This is a genomic window from Lysinibacillus sp. FJAT-14745, assembly GCF_001275675.1.
GTDB lineage: Bacteria > Bacillota > Bacilli > Bacillales_A > Planococcaceae > Lysinibacillus.
This window is the reverse complement of record NZ_LITM01000008.1, coordinates 1-24,410: the sequence shown is the minus strand read 5'-3', so window position 1 is coordinate 24,410 and position 24,410 is coordinate 1. Positions and strand designations below refer to the sequence as shown.

Annotated in this window: 24 protein-coding genes and 1 pseudogene; 21 read left to right on the top strand and 4 right to left on the bottom strand. The window is 33.2% G+C overall.

From position 1 onward, the window contains the following. Positions 1–15: 15 nt before the first annotated feature. From flgL to csrA, 4 genes are all read left to right on the top strand, one after another. Complete coding sequence (gene flgL / locus AMS59_RS13950; RefSeq protein WP_053484357.1) at positions 16–936, top strand: flagellar hook-associated protein FlgL; 921 nt, start codon at positions 16–18, stop codon at positions 934–936. Between the two features lie 111 nt (positions 937–1,047). Further along, positions 1,048–1,614, top strand: a complete 567-nt coding sequence (locus tag AMS59_RS13945) for a DUF6470 family protein (protein WP_053484356.1) — start codon at positions 1,048–1,050, stop codon at positions 1,612–1,614. A gap of 16 nt (positions 1,615–1,630) precedes the next feature. Next, positions 1,631–2,074 carry a flagellar assembly protein FliW gene (gene fliW / locus AMS59_RS13940; protein ID WP_053484355.1) on the top strand — a complete coding sequence of 148 codons (444 nt, stop codon included), beginning with the start codon at positions 1,631–1,633 and terminating at the stop codon, positions 2,072–2,074. Continuing rightward, positions 2,074–2,292: a carbon storage regulator CsrA gene (gene csrA / locus AMS59_RS13935; protein ID WP_053484354.1), complete on the top strand. Its 219-nt coding sequence runs from the start codon at positions 2,074–2,076 to the stop codon at positions 2,290–2,292. The genes fliW and csrA overlap by 1 nt, the downstream gene beginning before the upstream one ends. A 204-nt stretch (positions 2,293–2,496) precedes the next feature. Here csrA and AMS59_RS13930 read toward each other — a convergent pair whose 3' ends face one another. Next, positions 2,497–3,645 (bottom strand): IS30 family transposase, encoded by a 1,149-nt coding sequence (locus AMS59_RS13930; protein WP_199777758.1) that lies wholly within the window; start codon positions 3,643–3,645, stop codon positions 2,497–2,499. Positions 3,646–3,936: 291 nt separating this feature from the next. Between AMS59_RS13930 and AMS59_RS13925 the strand changes: the two genes are divergently transcribed. The 14 genes from AMS59_RS13925 to fliS all read left to right on the top strand — a co-directional run bounded on the left by AMS59_RS13925 (position 3,937) and on the right by fliS (position 17,670). Next, entirely contained in the window at positions 3,937–4,767 is an 831-nt protein-coding gene (locus AMS59_RS13925; protein WP_053484353.1) for a flagellin, read from the top strand. A gap of 777 nt (positions 4,768–5,544) precedes the next feature. Continuing rightward, positions 5,545–7,248 (top strand): motility associated factor glycosyltransferase family protein, encoded by a 1,704-nt coding sequence (locus AMS59_RS13920; RefSeq protein WP_053484352.1) that lies wholly within the window; start codon positions 5,545–5,547, stop codon positions 7,246–7,248. Beyond that, on the top strand, positions 7,241–7,591 hold the full coding sequence (locus AMS59_RS13915) for a hypothetical protein (protein WP_053484351.1): 351 nt from the start codon (positions 7,241–7,243) through the stop codon (positions 7,589–7,591). Before AMS59_RS13920 ends, AMS59_RS13915 begins: the two co-directional genes overlap by 8 nt. Before the next feature lie 24 nt (positions 7,592–7,615). Then, entirely contained in the window at positions 7,616–8,617 is a 1,002-nt protein-coding gene (locus AMS59_RS13910) for an NAD-dependent 4,6-dehydratase LegB (protein ID WP_053484350.1), read from the top strand. Continuing rightward, positions 8,614–9,768: a LegC family aminotransferase gene (locus tag AMS59_RS13905; protein ID WP_053484349.1), complete on the top strand. Its 1,155-nt coding sequence runs from the start codon at positions 8,614–8,616 to the stop codon at positions 9,766–9,768. Before AMS59_RS13910 ends, AMS59_RS13905 begins: the two co-directional genes overlap by 4 nt. Positions 9,769–9,771: 3 nt before the next feature. Further along, positions 9,772–10,899 carry a UDP-N-acetylglucosamine 2-epimerase gene (gene neuC, locus AMS59_RS13900; RefSeq protein ID WP_053484348.1) on the top strand — a complete coding sequence of 376 codons (1,128 nt, stop codon included), beginning with the start codon at positions 9,772–9,774 and terminating at the stop codon, positions 10,897–10,899. Continuing rightward, entirely contained in the window at positions 10,896–11,972 is a 1,077-nt protein-coding gene (gene neuB / locus AMS59_RS13895; protein ID WP_053484347.1) for an N-acetylneuraminate synthase, read from the top strand. The genes neuC and neuB overlap by 4 nt, the downstream gene beginning before the upstream one ends. Continuing rightward, positions 11,965–12,585, top strand: a complete 621-nt coding sequence (locus AMS59_RS13890) for an acetyltransferase (protein ID WP_053484346.1) — start codon at positions 11,965–11,967, stop codon at positions 12,583–12,585. Before neuB ends, AMS59_RS13890 begins: the two co-directional genes overlap by 8 nt. 4 nt (positions 12,586–12,589) lie before the next feature. Further along, on the top strand, positions 12,590–13,636 hold the full coding sequence (locus AMS59_RS13885) for a nucleotidyltransferase family protein (RefSeq protein WP_053484345.1): 1,047 nt from the start codon (positions 12,590–12,592) through the stop codon (positions 13,634–13,636). After that, the gene (locus tag AMS59_RS13880; protein WP_053484344.1) at positions 13,633–14,304 is read left to right on the top strand and encodes a cytidylyltransferase domain-containing protein; all 672 of its coding nucleotides are present in this window, start codon (positions 13,633–13,635) and stop codon (positions 14,302–14,304) included. Before AMS59_RS13885 ends, AMS59_RS13880 begins: the two co-directional genes overlap by 4 nt. 291 nt (positions 14,305–14,595) lie before the next feature. Further along, complete coding sequence (locus tag AMS59_RS13875) at positions 14,596–14,967, top strand: flagellar protein FlaG (protein ID WP_053484343.1); 372 nt, start codon at positions 14,596–14,598, stop codon at positions 14,965–14,967. 18 nt (positions 14,968–14,985) lie between these two features. Beyond that, positions 14,986–16,869, top strand: coding sequence for a flagellar filament capping protein FliD (gene fliD / locus AMS59_RS13870; RefSeq protein ID WP_053484342.1), 1,884 nt, complete (start codon positions 14,986–14,988; stop codon positions 16,867–16,869). 3 nt (positions 16,870–16,872) lie between these two features. Beyond that, positions 16,873–17,235: a flagellar protein FliT gene (locus AMS59_RS13865; RefSeq protein WP_053484341.1), complete on the top strand. Its 363-nt coding sequence runs from the start codon at positions 16,873–16,875 to the stop codon at positions 17,233–17,235. A gap of 30 nt (positions 17,236–17,265) precedes the next feature. Then, positions 17,266–17,670, top strand: a complete 405-nt coding sequence (gene fliS / locus AMS59_RS13860) for a flagellar export chaperone FliS (RefSeq protein WP_053484340.1) — start codon at positions 17,266–17,268, stop codon at positions 17,668–17,670. A gap of 209 nt (positions 17,671–17,879) precedes the next feature. Here the strand turns inward: fliS and AMS59_RS26360 are convergent, their stop codons facing one another. The 3 genes and pseudogenes from AMS59_RS26360 to AMS59_RS13845 all read right to left on the bottom strand — a co-directional run bounded on the left by AMS59_RS26360 (position 17,880) and on the right by AMS59_RS13845 (position 20,942). After that, a complete protein-coding gene (locus AMS59_RS26360) occupies positions 17,880–18,044 on the bottom strand; it encodes a transposase domain-containing protein (RefSeq protein ID WP_234007814.1) in 165 nt (54 codons plus the stop codon). Further along, positions 18,027–18,753 (bottom strand): annotated as a pseudogene (locus tag AMS59_RS26355) (IS66 family transposase); the annotation flags it as partial. The pseudogene AMS59_RS26355 and the gene AMS59_RS26360, both read right to left, overlap by 18 nt. A gap of 167 nt (positions 18,754–18,920) precedes the next feature. Continuing rightward, positions 18,921–20,942, bottom strand: coding sequence for a sulfatase-like hydrolase/transferase (locus AMS59_RS13845; RefSeq protein WP_053484337.1), 2,022 nt, complete (start codon positions 20,940–20,942; stop codon positions 18,921–18,923). Positions 20,943–21,057: 115 nt separating this feature from the next. Here AMS59_RS13845 and AMS59_RS13840 point away from each other — a divergent pair, with 115 nt between their 5' ends. From AMS59_RS13840 to AMS59_RS13830, 3 genes are read left to right on the top strand one after another with little or no spacing between them, the layout of a single operon-like run. Then, on the top strand, positions 21,058–22,644 hold the full coding sequence (locus tag AMS59_RS13840) for a phosphotransferase (protein WP_053484336.1): 1,587 nt from the start codon (positions 21,058–21,060) through the stop codon (positions 22,642–22,644). After that, a complete protein-coding gene (locus AMS59_RS13835) occupies positions 22,641–23,606 on the top strand; it encodes a DMT family transporter (protein ID WP_053484335.1) in 966 nt (321 codons plus the stop codon). The genes AMS59_RS13840 and AMS59_RS13835 overlap by 4 nt, the downstream gene beginning before the upstream one ends. After that, positions 23,603–24,295, top strand: a complete 693-nt coding sequence (locus AMS59_RS13830) for an NTP transferase domain-containing protein (RefSeq protein ID WP_053484334.1) — start codon at positions 23,603–23,605, stop codon at positions 24,293–24,295. Before AMS59_RS13835 ends, AMS59_RS13830 begins: the two co-directional genes overlap by 4 nt. Positions 24,296–24,410: the final 115 nt, after the last annotated feature.

The window sequence follows — 24,410 nt, the reverse complement described above, 5'->3', positions numbered from 1 at the left end:
AGAGGAGATAAATTTATGCGCGTTACACAATCAATGATGTCGAGTAATATGCTACGCAATTTAAATACAAGCTATAGTAAAATGTCTAAGTATCAAAATATGTTGGACTCAGGTAGTGTAATTACAAGACCATCCGATGATCCAGTTGTAGCAGTAAAAGGAATGGGCTATCGTATAGATCTTGATAAAAACCAACAATACCAACGTAATCTTCGTGAAGCAAATACATGGCTAGATACAACAGACGAATCGCTTGATCAAGTAGGCTCTGCATTAAAACGTGTAAAGGAGCTTGTTGTACAAGCTGCTAACGATACAAATACAACTGAGGATCGTCAAAAGATCAATGCAGAAATGCAACAAATTAAGGATCAATTGCGTGATATAGCCAATACAAAAATAGGAGAGAACTATATCTTTTCAGGTACTCATACAAACCAACCGCTTTATAATGATAAAACAGGGCCACAAAACCCAGCAATTACTACTGGAGGACAGAAGCCGTTTGAAATCAACGTTTTTGATGGTATCTCAATGAATATTAATACATCGGGTACTGATTTGTTTGGTAAAATTGATGGATTTATGACTGAAGTAACAACACTTTTACAAAGTGGTGCAACAGGTGAGAAGATTGGCGATGCACTTGGTTTAGAAATAACAAATGGTACTAATAAAATTCCTGGTTTAGATAGTATTTATGAAAATACATTGACTTTAAGAGCAGATGTTGGAGCTCGTCAAAATCGTGTAGAGATGATGGAAAATCGACTAAGTCTTCAAGAAGTTAATGTAACAAAACAACTATCTAAAAATGAAGACACAGACTATGCTAAGACGATTACAGATATGGTTACACAGGAATCTATACACCAAGCCGCTCTATCTGTAGGAGCAAAGATCATTCAGCAAACTTTAGTAGATTTTATCCGATAAAATCTACTAAGGTTCTGCCCCGAAAGCGAAGCGTCAGGGGCAAACTTTATAATGAATAACAGAGCGTTTGGACAATATGTTCAGACGCTTTTCTTGAAAGGAGAATTGTAAATGCGGCTTCCGCAAATTCAAATTCAGACAACTGATGCAAAAATAGAACTTGAAATTACCAAGCCTCAACAGCATATTGAACAGCCGAGAGCTACTCAATCTATTGAACAACCAGCAGCTATCTTGGAGATTCATACAACTAGAGGTGTTTTACAAATCGATTCTTCTCAAGCAAGACGAGATATAGGGATGATTGGCCCTCTAGAATCAAGTGCAAACTATGCTGAAAATGGTAAACAAGAAGCTCTTAAAGGGATAGAACGTAGAGCAAGAGAAGGCCGCCAAATGATGGAGAATTCCGGTAAAGGACAAGGACGAGCAACTTTGCAAAATATCGCTAAACAAAACCATGGTCCTCACCGACCAGGACCTTATAATATAAAATTCGTACCTTCAGTAGGCTCTGTTAAAATCGACTATACACCAGGTACTACAGACATCAATATTGAGAAAAGAGCCCCAATTATTGACGTAAAGGTGAACAAACCTATTCACGACTACACACCTGGTAAAGTAACTAGTACAATGGTACAAAGACCAGATGTTAACATCGACGTCATCATTTAAAGGAGCGTATGAAAGAATGAAAATAGCTACTAAATTTTTAGGTGAAATCGAAATTGAAAAACAAGATATTCTAACATTTGAGCAAGGCTTATTAGGTATGGAAGATTACAAAAAATTTGTGTTACTACCTATAGACGCAAACCTTCCATTAGTATTACTTCAATCAGTTGATCAAATGGAAATTGGCTTTGTGATAGCGTATCCATTTGCTTTCAAAAAAGATTATAGCTTTGATATTAGTAATGAGGATCGTGAGCAACTACAAATTGAAAAAGAGGAAGAAGTTCTTACATATACTATTGTTACAATGAAAGAAACATTGCAGGATTCTACTATTAATTTGCTAGCTCCTATAATTATTAATATAGATAAAAAATTAGGCAAACAAATTGTCCTCCAAGATAATAAGTCATATCCACTACGCTACCCAATGCAAACATTGGAAGGAAGTGCGAAATAATGCTAGTGCTCTCACGAAAAAAAGATGAATCTATTATGATAGGTGACCAAATAGAAATTAAAATATTAGCAGTGGAAGGCGAGCAAATTAAAATTGGTATTGTCGCACCAAAAACAGTAAAAGTACATCGCTCCGAAGTTTTTGAAGCCATCCAAGCACAAAATAAGGAAGCTTTATCAGCATCAACAAGCTTCTTAGAACGGTTAAAGAAAAAATAAAGACTATGAGTTTTAGCTATAATTTTAAACTAGTAATCTATTACATAAAAAATAAAAAACGTAAATTGCAATATCAAGTTGAACACTTTTTTTAAAACATCCCAGAGATTCCTTTGTCTTCTGTTCGTCGGTCGGCGTAGTCCGTTCAACCAGTGTTGGCTAGATCTGCAAGGAGCTTTCCCTTGCGGATCTAGCCAACACAGGTTAGGATTTGCAGCTGACTGATGAACAGGAGACTTTTCTGTTTCGAGGGAGGCTCAAGGGGTGCGGGGTGTCCCCGCAATCTTTAAGCGACCAGTTTCTGGAGTTCCTCTTCAAACAGTTCATTTGGTGTCTTGTAGTCAAACATTTTTCTTGGTTGTTCATAGCTTCCTCAACCATATGAATCTGCGTCCGGCTATAATCCTCAATCGCATGTCCTTTAGGAATGAAACGACGGATGATTCCGTTGTGGTTCTCATTCGTTCCACGCTCCCATGAAGAATATGGATGAGTGAAATAGATATCTATCCTATCACCAAACATTTCTGACAATCCAGCGAATTCAGAACCATTATCTGCCGTGATTGATTTGAAGACAGTAGATGCATATTCACCAAATTCTTTGAGGACTGAAGAGAGTGCATAGTTAACTGAATCGGCGTCTTTCCCGTCCATTTTTACGATGAATTCACGACGGGTTTTACGTTCAATCAAGGTTAATAGCACATCATCTTCTTTATCCTTGTGCCCTACGACGGAGTCAATTTCAAAATGACCGAATTCTTCACGGGATTCAACACTATCCGGACGTTCTTCAATACTTTTACCGAGAACCGTCTTATTCGGGCGGTGCGTTTTCTTAGTTCTCTTGGTATTTCGACGTACCTTTAAGAGAAGGTCACTGTTTCGAGTTTTTAGAAGACCAAGCTCGATATAGTGATAGAGCGTCTTTGTTGAGACCATTTCCTCCGGGGAAAACAACCCTCTGAGCTTCGCAAGACCAACAATCGCATCTAGAGACATGGTCTTTGTGCGATCCAATAACAGTCCATCAACGAACACCAAGAATGCCTTCACACGCTCAAACTTCAACGGTTTGCGAGAACGAGCCACGTTTCGATCTGTTACAGCTTGACCTGTTTCCGCAAGATATTGCGTCATGTAGATATGTTTTCCGTTAATTTTCTTTACTTGAGTGGTCGTGCCACGAGCAAGTTCATTGTAGATTGTCCCACGCGAAACCTTGAGTTTTCGAGCAAGCTCGCTCTTATTTGTAATTCCAGCGTTCAAGTAGCCTTGAAGTTCTCCACGTTGAAACTGTGTAAGGCGCGGTTTCTTATTCGGTGTTTTTATGTTATGCTGTTCTGGCATCGTATTCGAAATCCCTTCTTATTGATTGGTGTTGGAGCCTCAATAATACACGATTTCGCGTACGATGTTTTTATTTTTCTAAAGTGTTCAACTTGATTCTACAATTCGCCAAAAAATAAAAAATAAAAAATAAAAAATAAAAAATAAAAAATTTTTAAAAAAACTATTAAACATTTCCAACTAATTACGATATATAGAGTGTAAGGGGCAGGAAGTACATACATACTACCTAATCCGATATTCCACACGGATGTGGAATGACAATAACATACATTCAAGGAGGAATTCCAAATGAGAATTCAACACAACATTTCAGCTTTAAACACACACCGTAACCTTACTTTCAACAATGCTCAAGCTTCTAAAAACCTTGAGAAATTATCTTCAGGTTACAAAATCAACCGTGCTGGTGATGACGCTGCTGGTTTAGCGATTTCTGAAAAAATGCGCTCACAAATCAAAGGTCTTGACATGGCGACTAAAAACTCTCAAGATGGTATCTCTTTAATTCAAACTGCTGAAGGTGCATTGAACGAAACACACGCAATTTTACAACGTATGCGTGAATTATCAGTACAATCACGTAACGGTACAAACGAAGATTTAGACCGTGGATTCTTAAATGATGAAGTTACTCAATTAAAAGAAGAGATCAAACGTATTGCTGATACTACTGAGTTTAACAATAAAAAATTGTTAAATGGTAATTTATCAGGTGCAAATAAAACTTTAGTACTTCAAATTGGTGCAAACCAAGGTCAAACAATGTCTTTATCTATTGGTAATATGACAACAGCTTCACTATCAACTAGCTTAAATGCAGGAAGTATTTCTACTCAATCAGGAGCAAGCAAATATATTAAATCTGTTGATGATGCAATTGAAAAAGTTTCAAAACAGCGTTCTAAATTAGGAGCAGTTCAAAACCGTTTAGAGCACACAATTAACAACTTAGGCGCAGCTTCTGAAAACTTATCTGCTGCTGAATCTCGTATCCGTGATACAGATATGGCTAAAGAGATGATGGACTTCACAAAGAACAATATCTTAATGCAAGCTGCACAGTCTATGCTAGCTCAAGCTAACCAACAACCACAAGGTGTTCTTCAATTATTACGATAATAGTTTGAACTTATACTAAAAAGAAAAACTCGTTCTTCTTTAATGAAGGACGAGTTTTTATGTCGGTTAAAAACTATCTAGTCAATAGAAAAAAGTGAACTTATACATACAATCTCTTCAAAACATGTAAATGAAACGGAGGATTTTTTTACTCTATATGTTATCTTGCCAAGAGAATAAAAAGGTCAATTTTATTTACACATGTAGGATAAAAGTCATCTATTATTGGCATTAGAAGGACAAATTGATTGGCATGCCGATGTTATCAAATGACCCAACGGAGTGATTTTTAGCAACACGTTTTGAAGAACAGATTTGGTTTATTCCTGGAGAAGGATTTATTGCGAGTATAACACTCTAGCGACAGAGCTGATGATCGTGCACTGTGCCAGGTCATCAACTTTTGCAATTACAAGTGATGCGCTATATGGTTTATTTTATTCATAAGCGAAAGAGATTGTTTTGGAGTCGGCTAGTATAATGAAGCCTGTGCGAAGCTTTTTATTTCCTAGGCTCAATAAACGTAAAATTTGAAAGAACATCCGACTGTAAGCGTATGCAATTTAAACAAGTGAATGAAACGATGTATAGTTGCCCAAAATAGCATTTCTTTTCGTTACGTCATCGTTAAGTTCTCTTTAGAACATCCCCTACACCGAAAGTATAGAGATTAAAGAAAAAATTTAAGGCAAGTTCAAAGAATCTCTCAACGTAAACGGAGTTTTTCTTTAGATATTTTAAAATGGGTCGATATATATATGGAGGTGAGATTCAAAAATGAATAATAATATTACGATAAAAGAAGTATTATCTAAAATTGGACTTCCTACATTGGAGGTAAATGGATATCTACTGCATAGTAAATATAATCCTTTAAAAGAGGCAAGTACTTTTTCAGATAAAAATTTCAAACCAGAATATCAAAATATTATTTTTGGATATGGTTTAGGTTACAATGTGAAGAGTTTAATAGAGATGTTAGATGATGATGAAACACTAATTGTATATGAACCCATCTTAAATAATGATATTAAAGAATTGAGTAAAATGATAATTTGTTATGATTTAGAATCATTTAAAAGAATTATAAACGAAAAAGTGGAAATTTCCGATAAAATAAATATTATATGTTCACCTAATTATGATTATATATGTCCAGAAGAATATAAAGATTTTCTAGAAAAAATAAAAGAACATGTAGCAATTTCAAAAGTTAACGAAAATACGGTAATGGCATTTTCGGAACTTTGGCAAAAAAACTATATTTTGAATTTACATCATACCTTAAGGGATAGCTCGTTAAGTAAATTGAACAAAATACATAACCTCCCGGTTGTTGTGGCATCTGGAGGGCCATCACTTTCTAAACAAATACCTTTATTAAAACAAAATAGAAATAAATTTATTTTAATTTCATCAGGTTCAACAATAAATTCGTTATTAAAAGAAGGAATTTGTCCTGATTTTGCTATATCGATAGACGGTACAGATCTAAATTATAATCATTATAAACATCTGCATTTAAAGAATACCGCATTTGTTTATGTAATGCCTAGCCATGCATCAATAAGGGAACATTTTTTAGGTGATGCGTATTTCGCCTTTAGCAGTGCTGAAAGTAAATTAGAAGACCATTTTAGAAAAGTTATAGGCAAAGATGTTGTCTTTTTAGATGGAGGAGGTTCTGTTGCGCATTATGCATTTTCTTTAGCTCTCTATATCACTAATGGACCAATTTGTCTTATAGGTCAAGACTTAGCTTACACAAATAATAAAACGCATGCAGATAATAATATAAGAGATGAAAAAGTTAATCCGAAAGATTTACTTAGAAATGGTGCTTTTTATACTGAAGGTTATTATGGTGAGGAAGTTATAACTGATTATTCTTTTTATCATATGAAAGAGGTATTTGAACAACTAACTAAAAAGCTTTCTTATGAAGAGGTATATAACTGTACTGAAGGTGGAGTGAATATTAAAGGTTATAATAATATTCCATTTAAAGTATTTTGTGAGCAGATAAAAAACGTGAAAGATATTTTTATAAAAACTAATCAACAAATGGTAGATGAGAATTATGAAGAAAGAAAAGAAAAACTCATTAAAAATATGTTGGAAGAAATTTTAATATACAATAAAATTAAAAAAATACTTTCTGAGAATCTCTATTTAATTAGAAAGAATAAATCTAATACTTATTTTGCTCAAAGTATTTTGAAAAGGCTTGATATGAATGACAGTCAATATAAAAAATTAGTTGAGGAAACTGCATTAAGCTTAAGTATAGATCCTATAAATCTGAATGTTCTAAAAAATTATAAACCTGAAAAAAATGAAACACAGGGAGAAGCTTATGACAGAGTGAAGAATCAAAATATAGAAATGTATAAAAAGATGTTGGCTGCTACAGATACCGCAATATCTTATTCGAAGATATTAATTGAAAACTTAAAAGTGGAAGGTGAAAAAAATGAATGAATTAATAATAGACGTGATGAATAGTTTTAATGATTACATTAGTAAAATTCCCGCTGGTTGTGATTCTATTGCGATGAATTTACAACAGGAAGATTATGAAGTTGCACTGAATCTAATTGTAGATTTTAGTGAAGGTTTTGAATGGTTGAAAGAAGTTCAATTATTGTTAATTAAAAATGAATATAATAGTAATATAGATTTTGATTTAATTCAAGGTTTTTTAGAGGAAATCAATACCGGTTTAGAAAAAAGAGATTTTATTGTTGTTTCGGACATTTTTGAATATGAAATTAAACCATTTTTTGAAAATTGTACACCATATGAAATTCTAGAAGATAATTAATTATGTAAGGGCTGATTAATAATTATGGAAAAAAAAATATTAGTAACTGGTGCGGATGGTTTTATCGGTTCTCATCTAACTGAAGAACTTATTCGACAAGGCTATAATGTTCGTGCTTTTGTATACTATAATTCATTTAATTCGTGGGGATGGCTTGACCAATCTACTTCAGAGATTAAATCACAACTAGATGTTTTTTCAGGAGATATTCGTGATCCACATGGTGTAAGAGAAGCAATGAAAGGCTGTACACATGTATTAAATTTAGCAGCACTTATTGCAATCCCATATTCATACCATTCACCAGCAACATATGTAGATACAAATGTTACTGGAACATTGAATATTGTGCAGGCTGCAAAAGAATTAGCAGTAGAAAAAGTAGTACATACATCGACAAGTGAAGTATATGGTACGGCTTTATATGTACCAATTGATGAAGATCATCCATTACAGGGACAGTCACCTTATTCCGCATCTAAAATAGGAGCAGATCAAATGGCATTATCATTTTATCGTTCATTTGATACGCCTGTGTCGATTATCCGTCCGTTTAATACCTATGGACCACGACAATCAGCTCGAGCAGTCATTCCTACAATTATTAGTCAGCTTGCAAGTGGTCAAACGACGATTAAGCTAGGTGCCGTTAGTCCAACTCGTGACTTTAACTATGTAAAAGATACTGTACAAGGTTTTATTTCCGTTATGAATTCAGAAAAGTCAATTGGTGAAGTGATTAATATTGGCTCAAATTATGAGGTGTCAATTGGTGAAACGGCTGAAATGATTGCGGATATTATGGGCGCTAATTTAACAATTGAAACAGATGAGCAACGCCTACGTCCGGAGAAAAGTGAAGTAGAGCGTTTATGGGCAGAGAATAGAAAAGCAAAAGAGCTACTTGGTTGGGAGCCGCGTTATGGCGGAAAAGATGGTTTCCGAAAAGGATTAGAAGAAACAATCGAATGGTTCACAAATCCTGATAATTTATCTCAATATAAGGCAGATGTTTATAATATATGAATAAACAATGGATGGAATTTGTAGAAAGTATTAAGCGGTTATATGGCAAAGATTTCATAGCCTTACATGAACCAACGTTTAATGAAAAAGAAGTGGAGTATGTAACCGATTGTGTAAAAACTGGTTGGGTATCTTCAGTTGGCTCATATGTTACACGCTTTGAAGAGGATTTAGCAAAATTTATTGGTGTGAAGCGTGCTGTGGCGGTCGTTAATGGCACAGCTGCCCTCCATATTGCTTTAAAGGTTGCAGGGGTAGAAGCGAATGACGAGGTACTTATGCCGTCGTTGACTTTTATTGCTACAGCAAATGCTATTTCTTATATACAAGCAATCCCACATTTCGTGGATGTAAATATAGAAACATTAGGCGTTAATCCAGCGAAACTTGAAACGTATTTGGAAGAAGTAGCAGAACTGCGACAAGGTGAATTATACAATAAGCAGACGAATCGCCGTATTAAAGCATTAGTACCAATGCACACATTTGGTCATCCTTGCTTGATGGATGAGCTTGATGCCATATGTGAAAAATACAAGCTAGTACTTGTGGAAGATGCAGCGGAGTCATTAGGGAGTTATTACAAAGGTAAGCATACTGGAACGTTTGGGAAAGTTAGTGCAATAAGCTTTAATGGTAATAAAATTATCACTACGGGTGGTGGTGGTGCTATTTTAACAGATGATGAGGCACTTGCTGACTATGCAAAACATTTAACGACTACAGCGAAAGTTCCTCACCGTTGGGAATTTATACATGATGAAATTGGCTTTAATTATCGTATGCCGAATATTAACGCTGCTTTAGGATGTGCTCAGCTCGAAAAAATGCCTGAATTTATTGAGCAAAAGCGTAATTTAGCAGGATATTATGAAAATATAGTAACAAATATTGATGGTGTACAGTTATTTAAAGAGCCTGTAAATACACGAAGTAATTACTGGTTACAAACAATTATTTTAGACGAGAGTTATGATCGTAATGAAGTATTAGATTTTTTAAATAATCAGGGTGTTATGAGTCGCCCTATTTGGACACCAATGCATGAACTTGTGATGTTTCAACAATGTCCAAAGATGGACTTATCAGTAACTGAACTGTTAAATAAAAATGTTATTAATATTCCTAGTACACCTATAAGCGAGGGATAAAGAGTGAAACGGAAGATTTGTGTTATTACAGGAACACGGGCAGAGTATGGGTTGTTATTTCCTCTTTTAAAAAAAATTCAACAAGATGAGTTATTTCAGTTGCAGATACTTACAACAGGTATGCATTTATCACCAGAGTTCGGTAGTACCTATAAACAAATTGAGTATGATGGATTTACAATTAATGAAAAAGTAGAGATATTATTATCAGCAGACACAGCTACAGGCGTAGTAAAATCCATGGGGCTTGCTACCATTGGTTTTGCTGATGCACTTTCCCGTTTGCAGCCAGATTTAATTATTCTTTTAGGCGATCGTTTTGAAATGTTAGCTGCTGCTCAAGCTGCACTTATTATGCAAATTCCAATCGCTCATATTCATGGTGGTGAATGCACTTTTGGTGCATACGATGATGCAATTCGCCACTCTATTACTAAAATGGCTACATGGCATTTTACTAGTACTGAATCACATCGTAAACGTGTTATACAATTAGGCGAATCTCCAGGGCGTGTATTTAATGTCGGTGCTATCGGGATAGAAAATATTATGAATATGAAGTTGATGACGAAGGATAAATTATTTGAGCAACTCCAACTAGATAATCAATTGCCAATGTTTTTAATTACATATCATCCCGAAACAAATGGTGAAACAGATGGCGTTTTTGAATTATTGGAAGCTTTAGAAAATTATTCAAATGTTAACCTGCTTTTTACGAAGTCAAATGCGGATAATGGTGGACGTGGGATTAATGAAGCAATCCAACAATTCACATTACAATATCGCAATGCAAAATTATATGATTCATTAGGACAGTTAAAATATTTAAGTGCAGTAAAACATGCAGAGGTTGTAATAGGTAATTCATCAAGTGGATTAATTGAAGTTCCTTATTTAGCAACACCGACAGTTAATTGTGGAATGAGACAAGAGGGGCGTGAACAACCAAACTCTGTGTTTAATACAGTGCTTGATACAGAAAAAATTTATCGTACTATTGAAAAAGCTAAAAAGTTTAACCAGGAATATGACCGTATTTTTGGAGATGGTCAAGTATCAGAAAAAATCATTACCCTTTTACACGGGTTAACGTCATTTTCTATAAAAAAGGAGTTCTATGACCTATGAAAAATTCCTATATCATCGCAGAAGCGGGAGTTAATCACAATGGTTCACTTAAAATGGCGAAGGAGCTTGTAAAGGTTGCGAAAGAGGCGGGGGCTAATGCAGTCAAGTTTCAAACCTTTAAGGCAGAAAACTTAGTCACAAAACAAGCAAAGCAGGCAGATTACCAAGTCGAAAATTTAGGTGAAGCTACTTCTCAATTGGCAATGCTAAAAAAACTAGAGTTAACATATGAGGAGTTTGTAGAGTTACAAATATTTTGTCAAACAGAGCAAATTGAATTTTTATCGACGCCTTTCGATTTTGAAAGTGTCGATTTTTTAATAGACAAACTAAGTATTGAAACGGTAAAAATCCCCTCTGGCGAGCTAACTAATGCACCTTTTATTCATTATATGGCTACAAAGGGTAAACCGATTATTTTATCAACAGGTATGGCAACGATTGAGGAAATTCACGAGGCATTAGCATTTATCGCATATGGTCTAGCAAAGCCCTTAGAAACCGTTACAATAGAATCTGTTCAAGAATTTTACTGTACAGAAGAGGCAAAGCAGGTATTACAACAATACGTAACACTTCTACATTGTACAACACAATACCCAGCTCCAGCCGCTTCAATCAATATAAGTGCAATGAATGAAATGAATAAAATTTTCCGATTACCGATGGGTTTATCTGATCACTCTGAGGGAATTCATATCCCGATTGCGGCCGTTAGTATGGGAGCAACAGTGATAGAAAAGCATTTTACTTTGGATAAGACATTAGAAGGACCGGATCATATTGCCTCATTAAATCCTGATGAGCTAAAAGCAATGATTACAGGCATAAGAGAAATAGAGCAAGCACTGGGAGATGGTATTAAAAAACCAACATTTACAGAGCTACAAAATCGTATTCCAGTACGAAAAAGCTTAGTTGCTAAAAAAACAATTCGTCTTGGTGAAGTGTTTTCATCTAGCAATTTAACTGTAAAAAGACCTGGAAATGGTGTTGTGCCTTCAAAGTATTGGTCTTACATAGGGAAAGTTGCTTCAAAATCATATGATGAGGATGAACTTATAGATGAGTAAGCCAATTATAATCATTGGGAACGGTGGACATGCATCAGTATTAACAGAAATGTTAGTAGCTCAAAAAGAGAAAATATTAGGCTTTACTGCTCCTACAATAGAGAAAAATAATTCAATACCTTATTTAGGAAAAGATGAAGTGATATTTAATTATTCAACGTCAGATGTTGAGTTAGTTCTTGGTGTAGGAATGACACGACCGTCACCATTACGTGAAAAGATATTTCAAGATTTTTGTGATAAAGGTTATCATTTTAAATCAATTGTACACCCTTCAGCTACTCTTGCTCCTTCAGTAAAATTAGGACATGGAATTCAAATAATGGCTGGTGCAATTATTCAAACCAATACAATTATTGCCGATAATACTATTATAAATACGGGTACGATTATTGATCATGATTGTCAAATAGGTTCCCAAATACATATTGCACCGGGTACTAAAATATCAGGTAATGTTCAAATCCAAAAAGGGACACATATAGGAACAGGTACAACAATTATACAAGGAATTAATATAGGAACAAACTGTTTAATAGGTGCAGGGGCAGTAGTAGTAAAAAATATAGAAGACAATGTAAAGGCATTTGGCGTACCTGCAAAGGAAGTGTAATTCCATGAAGCAATGGCAAAAAATTATTGTTACAAAGAATCAAACGTTACTTGAAACGATGAAAATAATTGATGATTCCTCTTTACAATTTGCAGTGGTTGTCGATGAAAATCAACGTTTGCTTGGTACCGTTACGGATGGGGATATTCGCCGTGGTATCTTACGGGGCGAAGGGCTTGAGGTACCAATTTCTTTAATTATGAATCCGAATCCAATTATCGCGAAAAGTGGACAAAAGCCGTATATTTATAAGCGATTTATGAAATTGAAAATGCTAAAGCAACTGCCAATAATAGATGATTCGAATAAAATTATCGATATTTTATTTATGGATAAGCTAGAATCAATATTGAATAAAAATACAGTTATTTTAATGCTTGGTGGATTAGGTACAAGGCTTCGTCCTCTTACAAACGATACACCAAAACCTATGTTACGAGTAGGAAATAGAACGATTCTAGAAATAATTATTGATGGTTTTAAGCAATACGGATATACGAACTTCATCTTTTCAGTAAACTACAAAAAAGAAGTGATTCAAAATTATTTCCAAAATGGTGAGGCTTTTGATGTAACGATTGAGTATGTTGAAGAAGATAAACGAATGGGTACAGCAGGGGCTCTCTCATTAATAAAAAATCGGCCAACACAACCGTTTTTCGTCATGAATGGTGATTTACTTACACAAATTAATTTTGATCAGCTAATGGATTTTCATTTGGAACATGAATCAATTGCAACAATGTGTGTGAGGGAATATGAATATCAAATTCCATATGGTGTTATTGAAACTGATGGTACAGATTTAGTGACGATTAAAGAGAAGCCCATTCAACGTAGTTTTGTTAACGCGGGTATTTATGTGCTAAGTCCAGATGTTTTTGATTATATACCGACAGATGAATTTTATGATATGCCGACACTTTTTGAGCAATTAATCGAAAAAGAAAAGAAAACATCTGTATTCCCTATCCATGAATATTGGTTAGATATCGGTCGAATGGAGGATTTTAACAAAGCTAATAATGAGTTTAAGGAGCTCTTAATATGAAACCTAAGATTTTAGCTGTCATTCCTGCTCGTGGGGGATCAAAGGGAGTACCACGTAAAAATATTCGAGAACTCAATGGAAAGCCATTAATAGCCTGGACAATAGAAGAGGCAAAAAAATCTAAGTATATTACTCGAACAATTTTGTCCTCAGAGGATGATGAAATAATTGAAGTAGCTAAGGAGTATGAGTGCGATGTACCGTTTGTTCGCCCAATCGAATTAGCACAGGATAACACGCCTGGTATTGACCCTATATTACATGCTATTGAACAATGCCCAGGTTATGATTATGTTATGTTATTGCAACCAACTTCACCACTAAGAACTGTAGAGGATATCGATGGGTGTATAGAGTTTATGTTACATCAACAAGCGAAATTCTGCGTTTCAGTAACAGAGCCGGATAAGTCTCCATACTGGATGTACAATTTAATAGATGGCAAAATGCAACCAATAATTAATAATGAACAAACCGCTACAAGACGTCAAGATTTACCGATTGTATATGCTTTGAACGGAGCAATCTATGTCGGACAAATAAAGTTCTTAAAAGAGGAAAAGTCCTTTATAACAAAAGAAACAAAAGCATATGTCATGAAAAAAGAGAATTCTTTTGATATTGATACTATGTTCGATTTTGAGATATGTGACTTTTTAATTAGGTGATTAATTGAAATTTACATATCAGGTGGTACAAAAAGGAGAAATTAATTAAGTTAAATTCAAACTGTTTGTAGTAGAATATTTTAGACGAAAATCTGATATCAGAGACCGACATTTGAAAAGTAGTAGTTTTTTAATAGTAAATAAAGTTTGATAACATCAATTTTCAAAGTACATTTTACATTTGGGAATTTCGTTTTTTTGTGGATGATTTATGGAAAAACTGAAATTCCTTTTTTTTTATCCGATATTAAAAGTAACAGTGTTTGTATTAAATTCAAGGAGGATGGAAATATGCGTATTTCAGGTAATATTGATATAGATTCAGCCCTTATAAGCGATACTAGCGTACCCAAAATAGCGAAGGAAGAAAGCAATCATAGTGGAAAAATATCTATAGCTACTGTTGAACCAGAGCAGCAACTTGATAATAGTGAAGAAACAAAAGCAAAAGTTCGAGATGTAGTTGATAAAATGAACGAAATGCTTGAAGTAACACATAGCGCTTCAAAATTTATGTATCATGAAGGTTTGGAACGTTATTATGTAACAGTAATCAATGAAGATACAAATGAAGTAATAAAGGAAATCCCACCAAAAAAGCTACTAGATGCTTTTTATGAAATGCAAAAGCTGCTAGGTATGATTGTAGACGAGAAAATTTAATTATAGGAGGTAAATATTATGGCATCTATTAAATCAAATTCATTTTCTTATTTAACAACTTCAGGTAATCGCTTCACAGGTTTAGCTTCAGGAATGGATATTGATTCTATTGTTGAAAAGTTAATGAAAGCTGAAAGTGCAAAAATGGAGAAGTTGCAGCAACAAAAGCAAAAATATGTATGGCAACGGGATTCCTATCGTAGTATTAATACCAAATTAGAGGCATTTCGAACAGAGGGATATGATAAATATAAGCCTACTACATTTTTATCAAAGTCAGCTTCAGTATCTGATTCAAGTAAGCTGTCAGTTACAGCAAGTGCTTCAGCAGTTGGGTCATTAGAAATATCATCTGTATCACAATTAGCTAAAGGCGCAACTAAAACTGGGAGTCTAAATAAAGTTTATACTTTAAACAATAGTCATAAACTATCTGACTTAGGGATTTCTTCAAGTGATACAGTGAAATTTGAAATTAACGGTGAAGACAAATCATTTGTGTTTAATCCGAGTGATTCAATTAATTCGGTTGTTTCAAAATTAAAGTCGGTTGGTATTGAAAATGCTACGTTTGTGAATGGCTTTTATGATGAGAGTAATGGAGTAAATGTAAATGGTTCGTTTTCTTTAGGCCAAGATGTAGAAGTAACATCTGATAATGTTGATTTTTTGCAAAAGATTGGTTTTAATGCTAATGTCGGTGATACTTTAGCAAGTACAGCTATTTCTCAAACAGCTATTCCTACTAGTGGCTACACTGCTAATAATGAATCTACTTTAAAAGCTTTAGGGCTTAATTTAAATGGTTCAGGCAATTTAACATTCAATGTACTTCAAAAAGATGGCTCTATGAAAGCAACTACTATTGAATATAAAGAAACAGATTCAGTTGATCAATTTGTGAAACGAATTAATGCTACAGGTGCAGGTATAACAGCTGTTTTTAGCGATGGTCAATTGTCACTAAGTACAGCATCAACTGGTAAAGCAGTTGGTGGATCACTACAGGTGTTATCTGATACAGGTAATGCGTTACTATCATCAATACACTTTTCTGCTAGCTCAACAGGAGAAATTGCAAATGGTCAAAATGCTGAATACACTGTAAACGGTGTTACTAAAACATCACAATTTAATTCATTTAGTGAATCAGGTTATTCAATTACTTTAAATAAAACATTTAATGATGGACCAGTATCTATTTCATCATCTACAGATCCGGATGCAGTTTTAAATCAAGTAAAATCATTTGTAGAATTATATAATGGTCTAATCGAGAGTATGAATTCTCAAATCACCGCGAAAAAAGATTATAACTATCAGCCTTTAACAGATGCTCAAAAAGCAGGAATGTCAGAAGATGAGATAAAGAAGTGGGAAGAAAAGGCGAAGCAAGGTATTTTACGAAGTGATAGTGCAATTAGCTCAGTTATTTCAAATATGCGTACTGCAATTTATTCTATTAGAACTAATAAAGATGAGAAATATAATACTTTATTTAATATTGGTATTACTACATCTCAAACATATTCGGACGGTGGTAAACTAGTAATTGACGAAGAGAAGCTTCTTAAAGCAATTGAATCAAATCCAGAGGTAGTCTGTGATTTATTCACACGCTCAGCTGGAACAAATGGTTCAGCTGATAAAGGTGGGCTTGTATCACAGTTACGATCTATTGCGACAACAGGAATTGATTCAATTGCTGGAAAAGCAGGTAAAGCAGGCGCGGGAGCCAGTACTTATTCATTAGGTAAAACAATCCAATCTGTAGAAAATAGTATTAATTCTTGGAAAGAAAAGCTGAAAAAAATTGAGGAGCGCTATTTCAAGCAATTTTCTGCAATGGAGACTGCTATTCAGAAAGCGAACTCACAATCTAGCATGTTTATGCAAGGATAATTTATGGATACTATTTTAAACATTTATTTGCAGACGTCTGCTCAGCTTTTTAAGTATTTAACTAATATTCCTAATGGCGAAGAGCGTACACAATATATTAGTAAAATCAATGAGTATTTAGATGAACGTGGAAAACTGGTTGATCAAATAAAACAACTAAACTTCCAATATGATGAAAAAAATAAAACACATCAAACATTATTTGAATTAGATCAAGGTATTCAGGAACGATTATCAATGGTTATGGAAGCTGTCAAAGAAGATATAAAAGACTTACAAAATACTAAAAAACATGAACTGCAATATATTGATCCATATGAAAGTTTGCGAATTGTAGAAGGTCGTTATTATGACGGAAAAAAATAGTAATAGTTATTTTTATAAAGGAGTGTTTCCATGGCAACACCAAATACAGCATACGATATCTACAAACAAAATAGTGTGACGACGGCTTCACCAGGAGAGCTTACGTTAATGTTATATAATGGCTGTTTAAAGTTTTTAACGAAAGCAAAATCAGCAATTAATAATAAAAAAATTGAGCAGCGAAATTACAACATTCAACGTTCACAAGCAATAATTTCAGAATTAATGTCTACTTTAAATATGGATATCGATATATCAAAACAAATGCTACCATTATATGAATATATATTACGTCGATTAACTGAGGCAAATATTAAAAATGATGCTACAATTGTTGAAGAAGTAGAAGGTTTAGTGACAGAATTCCGTGATACCTGGAAGGAAGTAATTAAAATTACACGTCAACAACAATATGGAAATCAAAATCAAATTTAATCATTAGTAGATTTTTTGAAATATTAAATTTGTACTTAAAAAGTTGAGCTGGCAAACACAGCTCGACTTTTTATTTGAGTTCTTTTTTTGTTGAGTAAATTTAGCAACAAAATTACATTTTAAGCCCGAATTCAAAAAAATATGCGCACCTCACGGCACGTACGACAAATGGCCAGCTTTCTGATGATTTTTTCAGATAGCTGGCTTTATTATGCACATGTAGCTTGAATCGACTCGGACCAAGGCATGTATTCTTGTAATAATTCTGGTTGTTGATGAATTGCGAGATTGGGTAAATCCGTCAAAAGCTTGACGAGGTATTTATAGAAATCTACACCATTCGCTTTTGCTGTTTCCGCTAGACTTAAGTAGATTGCATTGGCTTTTGCACCCGCCTCACTGACAGAAAAGAGCCGGTTCTTCCTTCCAATCACGGTTGGACGGATCGCATTTTCGGCTGGATTATTATCGATTTCGATTTGCCCATTATACAAAAATGCTTTTAATTCATTTCTTCTGTTCAACGTATACTCTGTTGCTGTGGTTAATGCGTTTTTGCCAAAGAATTGAGACTTTTCGAGCCAGTTAAAGAACTTCCGAATGACCCGTCTTGCGTAGCGCCAACTCATTTTTCGACGTTGCTTCGGCGGCAGCCTTTTGAATTTTTGCTCTAAAGCGTAGAGCTGATTACAGTAGGCCAAACCAATACGTCCGTTCTTGTTATCGACTTTTAACCAATAACGTCGAACGTGCGCCCAACAGTTGGCGAATGTGATGTTGGGTAACTTATCATAGGCAGAATAGCCATCACAAATAATGGTGCCCTCAAAATTGGCCAAATATTCCTCCAACACCGTTCGACTTCGCTCGCTTTCCGTCAGAACGATTCAATACTTGGGCAACAGTTTCATCAATATGAAGCAGCGTTTTGACCGAAAGGACATTTTTCATCTCTTCATAAATTGGTAATAGCCACTCTTCTGCAATACGAATCACCCAATTCGAAAGATTTTTATCATTGGTGATTAAACCCGTACGTGCCCATTCTTTTACTTGGCGATAAAGATTAGGGAACCCAAACATTAAACTTAGAACCTTTATTTAAAGAGATGAATTTTAGTATATGCTAATGAGATATAACGAATTCCTATTTTTTGATAGAAGGATTAGGATTAGTAATCAATTATGTTATTTCGTGTGATTAAAAATTTAAGCTTCCGGTTTTATTCTATTGAAGTTTATACTATTTTCTATTTCTGAAGAATTGCTCTCTTCTTTAAAATCCAATTTGTATAGTAGTCTATTATTTCTTCTACATTAGTATCATTTAAATTATCATTTAATTTAATTAAATCTGTCTTAAAGTGTTCTAAATCGACTCTTCCATAATTATCAACACTATCCTCTGTTTCAAAATAAAATTGAAAATCCCTCGTATAAATTACGGCTTTATAAGTTTGATTCGGATGATAAGATTCTGTCATGACTTCTTTACGTTGTTTGCCACCGAAATCCTCTAATGTTTTACCATGCAATTTTTCTTTATCATATTCGATATTTAATAAATCCAATATTGTAGGGTAGATATCAAGATTGCTCATTAATTTATCACTAGTTCCTTGTATTCCCCCTCCTAACAACATAAATGGTACTTTGGTTCTCCCGTAGTTTAGGAAATGCTTTGGTTCTTGCTCAAAATATCCTTGCCCATGATCAGAGTGAATAATTAGAAGAACGTCATCTTCATCATAGTTATGTTTGATATAATTGAAAAGAACTGATAAATGTAAATCGATTCTTTTCAACTCTTCTCCATAACGGAGAATTTTGTTTTTGTCATAATCTGTAAGTACGGAGGTATCTCCCTTCTTAGAAAATAATCTATTTAGTACATTAGTATTTACTTGACTATTAATGGATAAAAAGATTTCATCTGCGACATCATGTAAATCAGGTAGAACTAACCAAATATAGTTATTTTTTTCTTTGAATGTTTCTAAATGGTCGATAACCTCTTCCATGATTTCTCCTGCACCAAAACCACCCATAGAGTTTTTAAATACAATTCGATCAAAACTCTTTCCATAGCCGTGGGGTGGTGTGCCGCGCCAATCACCAGTAAAGGAAGCAGTAAAATATCCTGATTTACGAATCTTTTCAATTAGTGATTCTTGCTTCTCTGAAAAATCATGTCCAAATGTTGAGTGGTATTGGCCATGTGCAATAGTATCCATTGCAGTAACAAGCCCTGCGTTACTTGGAAAAGTCCAATCAGCGGAGGCATAGCAATTTGTATTTTCATATTTACTATTAAATGTATTTAAAATATTTGGAATTAACATTTCTTTATCGTTTTCTTCTAAGTACTTACCAGATAAACCATCGATAAAAACATGAGCTACTAATTTATATTTTTTTGGCTCATCATTCAATGCAATCGGATTACCAATAAATATAGGCTTATTAGCAGTTATTTCAATTTCTCCTGGGTCAAATGTTAAGTAGTTATATTGATTAAACTTTAAAAGAGAATTAGTAAAATCATATGTAGTATTATTTATTTTAATTGTTAACTCAGTATCTTTTTCTAAAAAAGAAAAAGGTAAAGTTGTTTTCTTAATAAAAGTAAATTGATAATGCTTTGCTTCATTTCCTTGAAAATATTCTGTCTTTGTGAAACATCTATGTAAATCATCAATATTTTCAAGAAATAATGATTTGTACAAATTCGTCATATTTTCATTTTCAGTACCACGATTTTGAACCTGACGAATTATGCTTTCTCCAAATTTATTTAAAGGATAGACCCGTTCATCAATCTCTTTAGAAAGTTGAACTATATTATTTAGGGACTTTTGTAATTGTTCTGATGAATAAATTTGTTGTTTTTTTAATGTATATACCATTTCATTGAGATTATTTTGTACAGCCTCGATCTCTTCTTTATTCTCTGATAATCTTAAACATCTTCCAAAATGATAAAAGCTATTATCGAATTTTTGTAAAGTGAAGTGAATTAAAGCAGCATTAAAATGCAGTGAATAGGAATATGAAAATTGCTGTAATCCTTCTCTGACTTTCAAAGCTGCTTCTTCAATGTCCCCAGATTCGAATAATAATGTTGTGCTAACGATGTAATAAGTCTCGGTTTTTGCAATTTTTGATAACTCATCTAAAGCATTTTTTACTTCTGCTCTTTCTTCTTTCCTCATACTATCTTCAATTCGATTGTGCAAATTTTTTACAATCTCAATTATATTTTTACTTGACAATACTTTTTCCTCCTACTATAAACTCATGTATTTAAAGTTTTTATATAGTATAATCTCTTTAATACATAAACACATTTTACCAAGTTTTAATATTGAATGAAAGGTTTTCTAAGAAATGATAAATAATATAAATACTGCTGTTATTTTAGCTTCAGGATATTCCAATGCTTTCGACATACCACCTTGCTTATTAAAAGTTGACCATCAAACCTTAATAAAAAGAACAGTAAATATTTTAAAAGACAGAAATATTCATGAGATTTTTATCATTGTGGGTTATAAAAAGGATTTAATTATAGAAGAGTTAGAAAATGAAAATGTAAATTTTATAATCAATTCTATATATACATCCACTGGCACGATGAAATCATTAAGTCTACTAAAAAAATATCTAAATAAAGATTTCCTTCTAATAGAAGGTAATTTATTTTTTGATGAAAATATTCTTATAACACTTCTGGATTCAACTAATCCAAATTGTATTACTTATACTGCTTTAAATGGGTCTATTGAGAAAACTATTATTGAATGTACTGAAGAGAACCCTTTATCAACATCTAGTGTGGCGGTTGGAATTTCTAAAATATCTATCAATTTGTTCAGAGAAATGTTGGTATTATATGAATCCGCTAATTACAATTGGTCGAACTATAGATATTTCATTTTAAAGTGTAGTGAAAATTTGCCCATATCCTGTATTAATGTAGATAATAAAATATGGATTAATATAAATTCTAATGAACAATATAATAAAGCGGTCGAAGGTATATATTCTAATATCTATCGAAAAGTCAGCGAAAAAACAATTCAGTTTATTACAAATTATTTACGTCAATCGATTGGAACTCAACCTGAAGAAATTAAGAAAATTGAATTCTCTGGAGGTATGACCAATAAAAATTATAAAATTACTTTAATAGATGGTAATGAATTGCAAATTAGAATACCTGGAGCTGGAACAAATAGTCTAGTAAATCGACATAATGAAATAATCAACTCTAAAGCGATAGAAGCTCTAGAAATTAATGTACCTACTTTTTACTTTAATGCTCATGACGGTGTCAAAATTGCGAAATATGTAAAAGATGCACAGACTTTGTCGAAACAAACAGCTGGAATTACAAATAATATTGAGAATATAGCTACTATTTTAAAGAAATTACACTCTTCTGATATTAAAATGAATAATGCTTTTTCATTTATAAGTATAATCCAAGATTATGAATCTGTTATTATCACGAAAACAAATAAATATTACATAGATAAAAAATACCCTAATTTTTCCAACAAAAAAGAAAAAATAGAATTATTAAATGATAAAATTCAGCAACTAAAATCATTTTCCTTATGTCCTTGCCACAATGATCTAGTTCCAGAAAATTTCATTAAATCGAGCGATGGAAAAATTTTTTTAATTGACTGGGAATATTCTGGATATAATAATCCTTTTTGGGATTTGGCTGCTTTTATTTTAGAAAGTGAACTGACAAGCGATGATGAACAAAAATTTTTAAAATTCTATTTTCAGCGTCCTCTTTTAGAAGAGGAATATTTCCAATTAAACTTTTACAAATCCGTGCAAGATATCCTTTGGAGTCTCTGGACAATCATAAAGGAGTTACATGGTGATTCTTTTGGAAATTATGGTTACAACAGATATGAAAGAGGTTCTAATCTATTAAAGGGGTTGGACTACAGTTGAAAATTACACCATACGAGATAAGGGGATTATGGATTGGTCTTTTGGGAGGAATTCTATGGGGTATCAATACTGTAATCATAGGAGTTATACTATCTCGCTCGATTTTTGCAGATTATCTCTTAGTAGCCCCTTTAATCTCAACTTTTTTACACGATGCATTTTCTAGTATATGGATGATGTTGCATACTTTGCTTTTTAAGCGAACACATCAGCTCAAACAATCATTAAAAAGTAGGGATGGGAAAGTAGTAATGATTGCTGCACTTTTAGGGGGGCCTATAGGAATGTCTGGATTTATGTTGTCCATTTATTTTATCGGTCCTTCCTATACGGCTATTATATCTTCTATGTATCCAGCAATAGGATCTTTTTTTAGCTTTTTATTTTTAAAAGAAAAAGTGACTCATAAAAATATTATAGGACTTTCTCTATCCATAATAGCAACAATCTTTTTAGGATTAATTTCACAAGAAGAACCACAAAATTTAATTTTCGGTTTAACTTTCGCATTATTATGCGTTATAGGATGGGGATCTGAATCTGTCATCTCTGCATATGGTATGAAAAATGACGTGTTACCTTCTATTGCTTTACAGATCAGACAAACAGTTTCTGCAATAGTTTACGGCGTGTTAATAGTCCCGATTATTGGGGGTATTTCTTTAGTAAAATTAGTATTACAAGACTTTACAATAGTTTTATTTGCATTAACTGCATTAATAGGCACAGCTTCATATTTATTCTACTATACATCAATCAATCGAGTTGGCCCTATTAAAGCTATGGGATTAAATATTAGTTACTCTGCGTGGGCTGTTTTATTCGGTCTATTATTAGGATTTGAAGCAGGAGTAAAAGAATTTTTATTAGCCTTGGTTATTATTACAGGGTCTATCTTGACAACAAATAATCCAAAAGAATTTTTTACAATTATATCTTTCAAAAGAGGTTTGAAAATATGAACGCAATTATACTTGCAGCGGGACTCGGATCTCGTTTCGAAGAATGGACAAAAACAAAACATAAAGCACTTTTGCCAATAAATAAAGTACCTAATTTAGAAAGAACTATTCAATTTTTAATTGAAGCAAAAATCAATGAGATTTACATTGTTACTGGACATTTAGCTAATCAATTTGAATATCTGACAAAAAAATTTCCAGGAGTAAAATTAATCTTCAATAAGATGTATAAAGAATACAATAGTATTTATAGCTTCAAATTAGCCCTGCCTTATTTTGAGGATTCATTTATCATCGATGCAGATACGGTCTTTCTTGAAAATATCTTTTTAAACCTTAAACCTATACAAAGTACATATTTTACAATTATTCGAATCAATCAAGAAAATGAATGGTGTCCAATACTAGACATCAATCAAAAAGTAATAGATATAAAAATCACTGATGAACAACTCCCATCTTTATCTGGGGTTTCCTTTTGGGAAATGAAAGACTGTAAAATAATAAAACAACACTTTTCAAATTACTTGCAATCCCAAAATCTTAAAAAACCTTCCTTATACTGGGATAACATACCTTTGGATTTAATTGAAAATTTAAATATCACTATTTCTCAATTAAAACAAAATACTTTATATGAGATGGACAATCAAAAAGATTATTTAAAAATTATCAAGTCAATTACATAATAATTCTATTCTCGGAGTAAGATAAAAGGTTCTAAAACTGATGTTAGTCTAAATAATGGACACAGAGAATTGGGAGTTTATAAAGTATAATAACCTTAACAATTTACTAGGAGTG

Coding starts and splice junctions, on each gene's coding strand:
- AMS59_RS13910 (WP_053484350.1), top strand. CDS start 7,616: ATGGAAAAAAAAATATTAGTAACTGGTGCGGATGGTTTTATCGGTTCT.
- flgL (WP_053484357.1), top strand. CDS start 16: ATGCGCGTTACACAATCAATGATGTCGAGTAATATGCTACGCAATTTA.
- AMS59_RS13905 (WP_053484349.1), top strand. CDS start 8,614: ATGAATAAACAATGGATGGAATTTGTAGAAAGTATTAAGCGGTTATAT.
- AMS59_RS13920 (WP_053484352.1), top strand. CDS start 5,545: ATGAATAATAATATTACGATAAAAGAAGTATTATCTAAAATTGGACTT.
- AMS59_RS13890 (WP_053484346.1), top strand. CDS start 11,965: ATGAGTAAGCCAATTATAATCATTGGGAACGGTGGACATGCATCAGTA.
- AMS59_RS13925 (WP_053484353.1), top strand. CDS start 3,937: ATGAGAATTCAACACAACATTTCAGCTTTAAACACACACCGTAACCTT.
- AMS59_RS13840 (WP_053484336.1), top strand. CDS start 21,058: ATGATAAATAATATAAATACTGCTGTTATTTTAGCTTCAGGATATTCC.
- fliW (WP_053484355.1), top strand. CDS start 1,631: ATGAAAATAGCTACTAAATTTTTAGGTGAAATCGAAATTGAAAAACAA.
- AMS59_RS13915 (WP_053484351.1), top strand. CDS start 7,241: ATGAATGAATTAATAATAGACGTGATGAATAGTTTTAATGATTACATT.
- AMS59_RS13830 (WP_053484334.1), top strand. CDS start 23,603: ATGAACGCAATTATACTTGCAGCGGGACTCGGATCTCGTTTCGAAGAA.
- AMS59_RS13865 (WP_053484341.1), top strand. CDS start 16,873: ATGGATACTATTTTAAACATTTATTTGCAGACGTCTGCTCAGCTTTTT.
- fliS (WP_053484340.1), top strand. CDS start 17,266: ATGGCAACACCAAATACAGCATACGATATCTACAAACAAAATAGTGTG.
- AMS59_RS13880 (WP_053484344.1), top strand. CDS start 13,633: ATGAAACCTAAGATTTTAGCTGTCATTCCTGCTCGTGGGGGATCAAAG.
- fliD (WP_053484342.1), top strand. CDS start 14,986: ATGGCATCTATTAAATCAAATTCATTTTCTTATTTAACAACTTCAGGT.
- neuB (WP_053484347.1), top strand. CDS start 10,896: ATGAAAAATTCCTATATCATCGCAGAAGCGGGAGTTAATCACAATGGT.
- AMS59_RS13930 (WP_199777758.1), bottom strand. CDS start 3,645: ATGCCAGAACAGCATAACATAAAAACACCGAATAAGAAACCGCGCCTT.
- csrA (WP_053484354.1), top strand. CDS start 2,074: ATGCTAGTGCTCTCACGAAAAAAAGATGAATCTATTATGATAGGTGAC.
- AMS59_RS13875 (WP_053484343.1), top strand. CDS start 14,596: ATGCGTATTTCAGGTAATATTGATATAGATTCAGCCCTTATAAGCGAT.
- AMS59_RS13885 (WP_053484345.1), top strand. CDS start 12,590: ATGAAGCAATGGCAAAAAATTATTGTTACAAAGAATCAAACGTTACTT.
- AMS59_RS13945 (WP_053484356.1), top strand. CDS start 1,048: ATGCGGCTTCCGCAAATTCAAATTCAGACAACTGATGCAAAAATAGAA.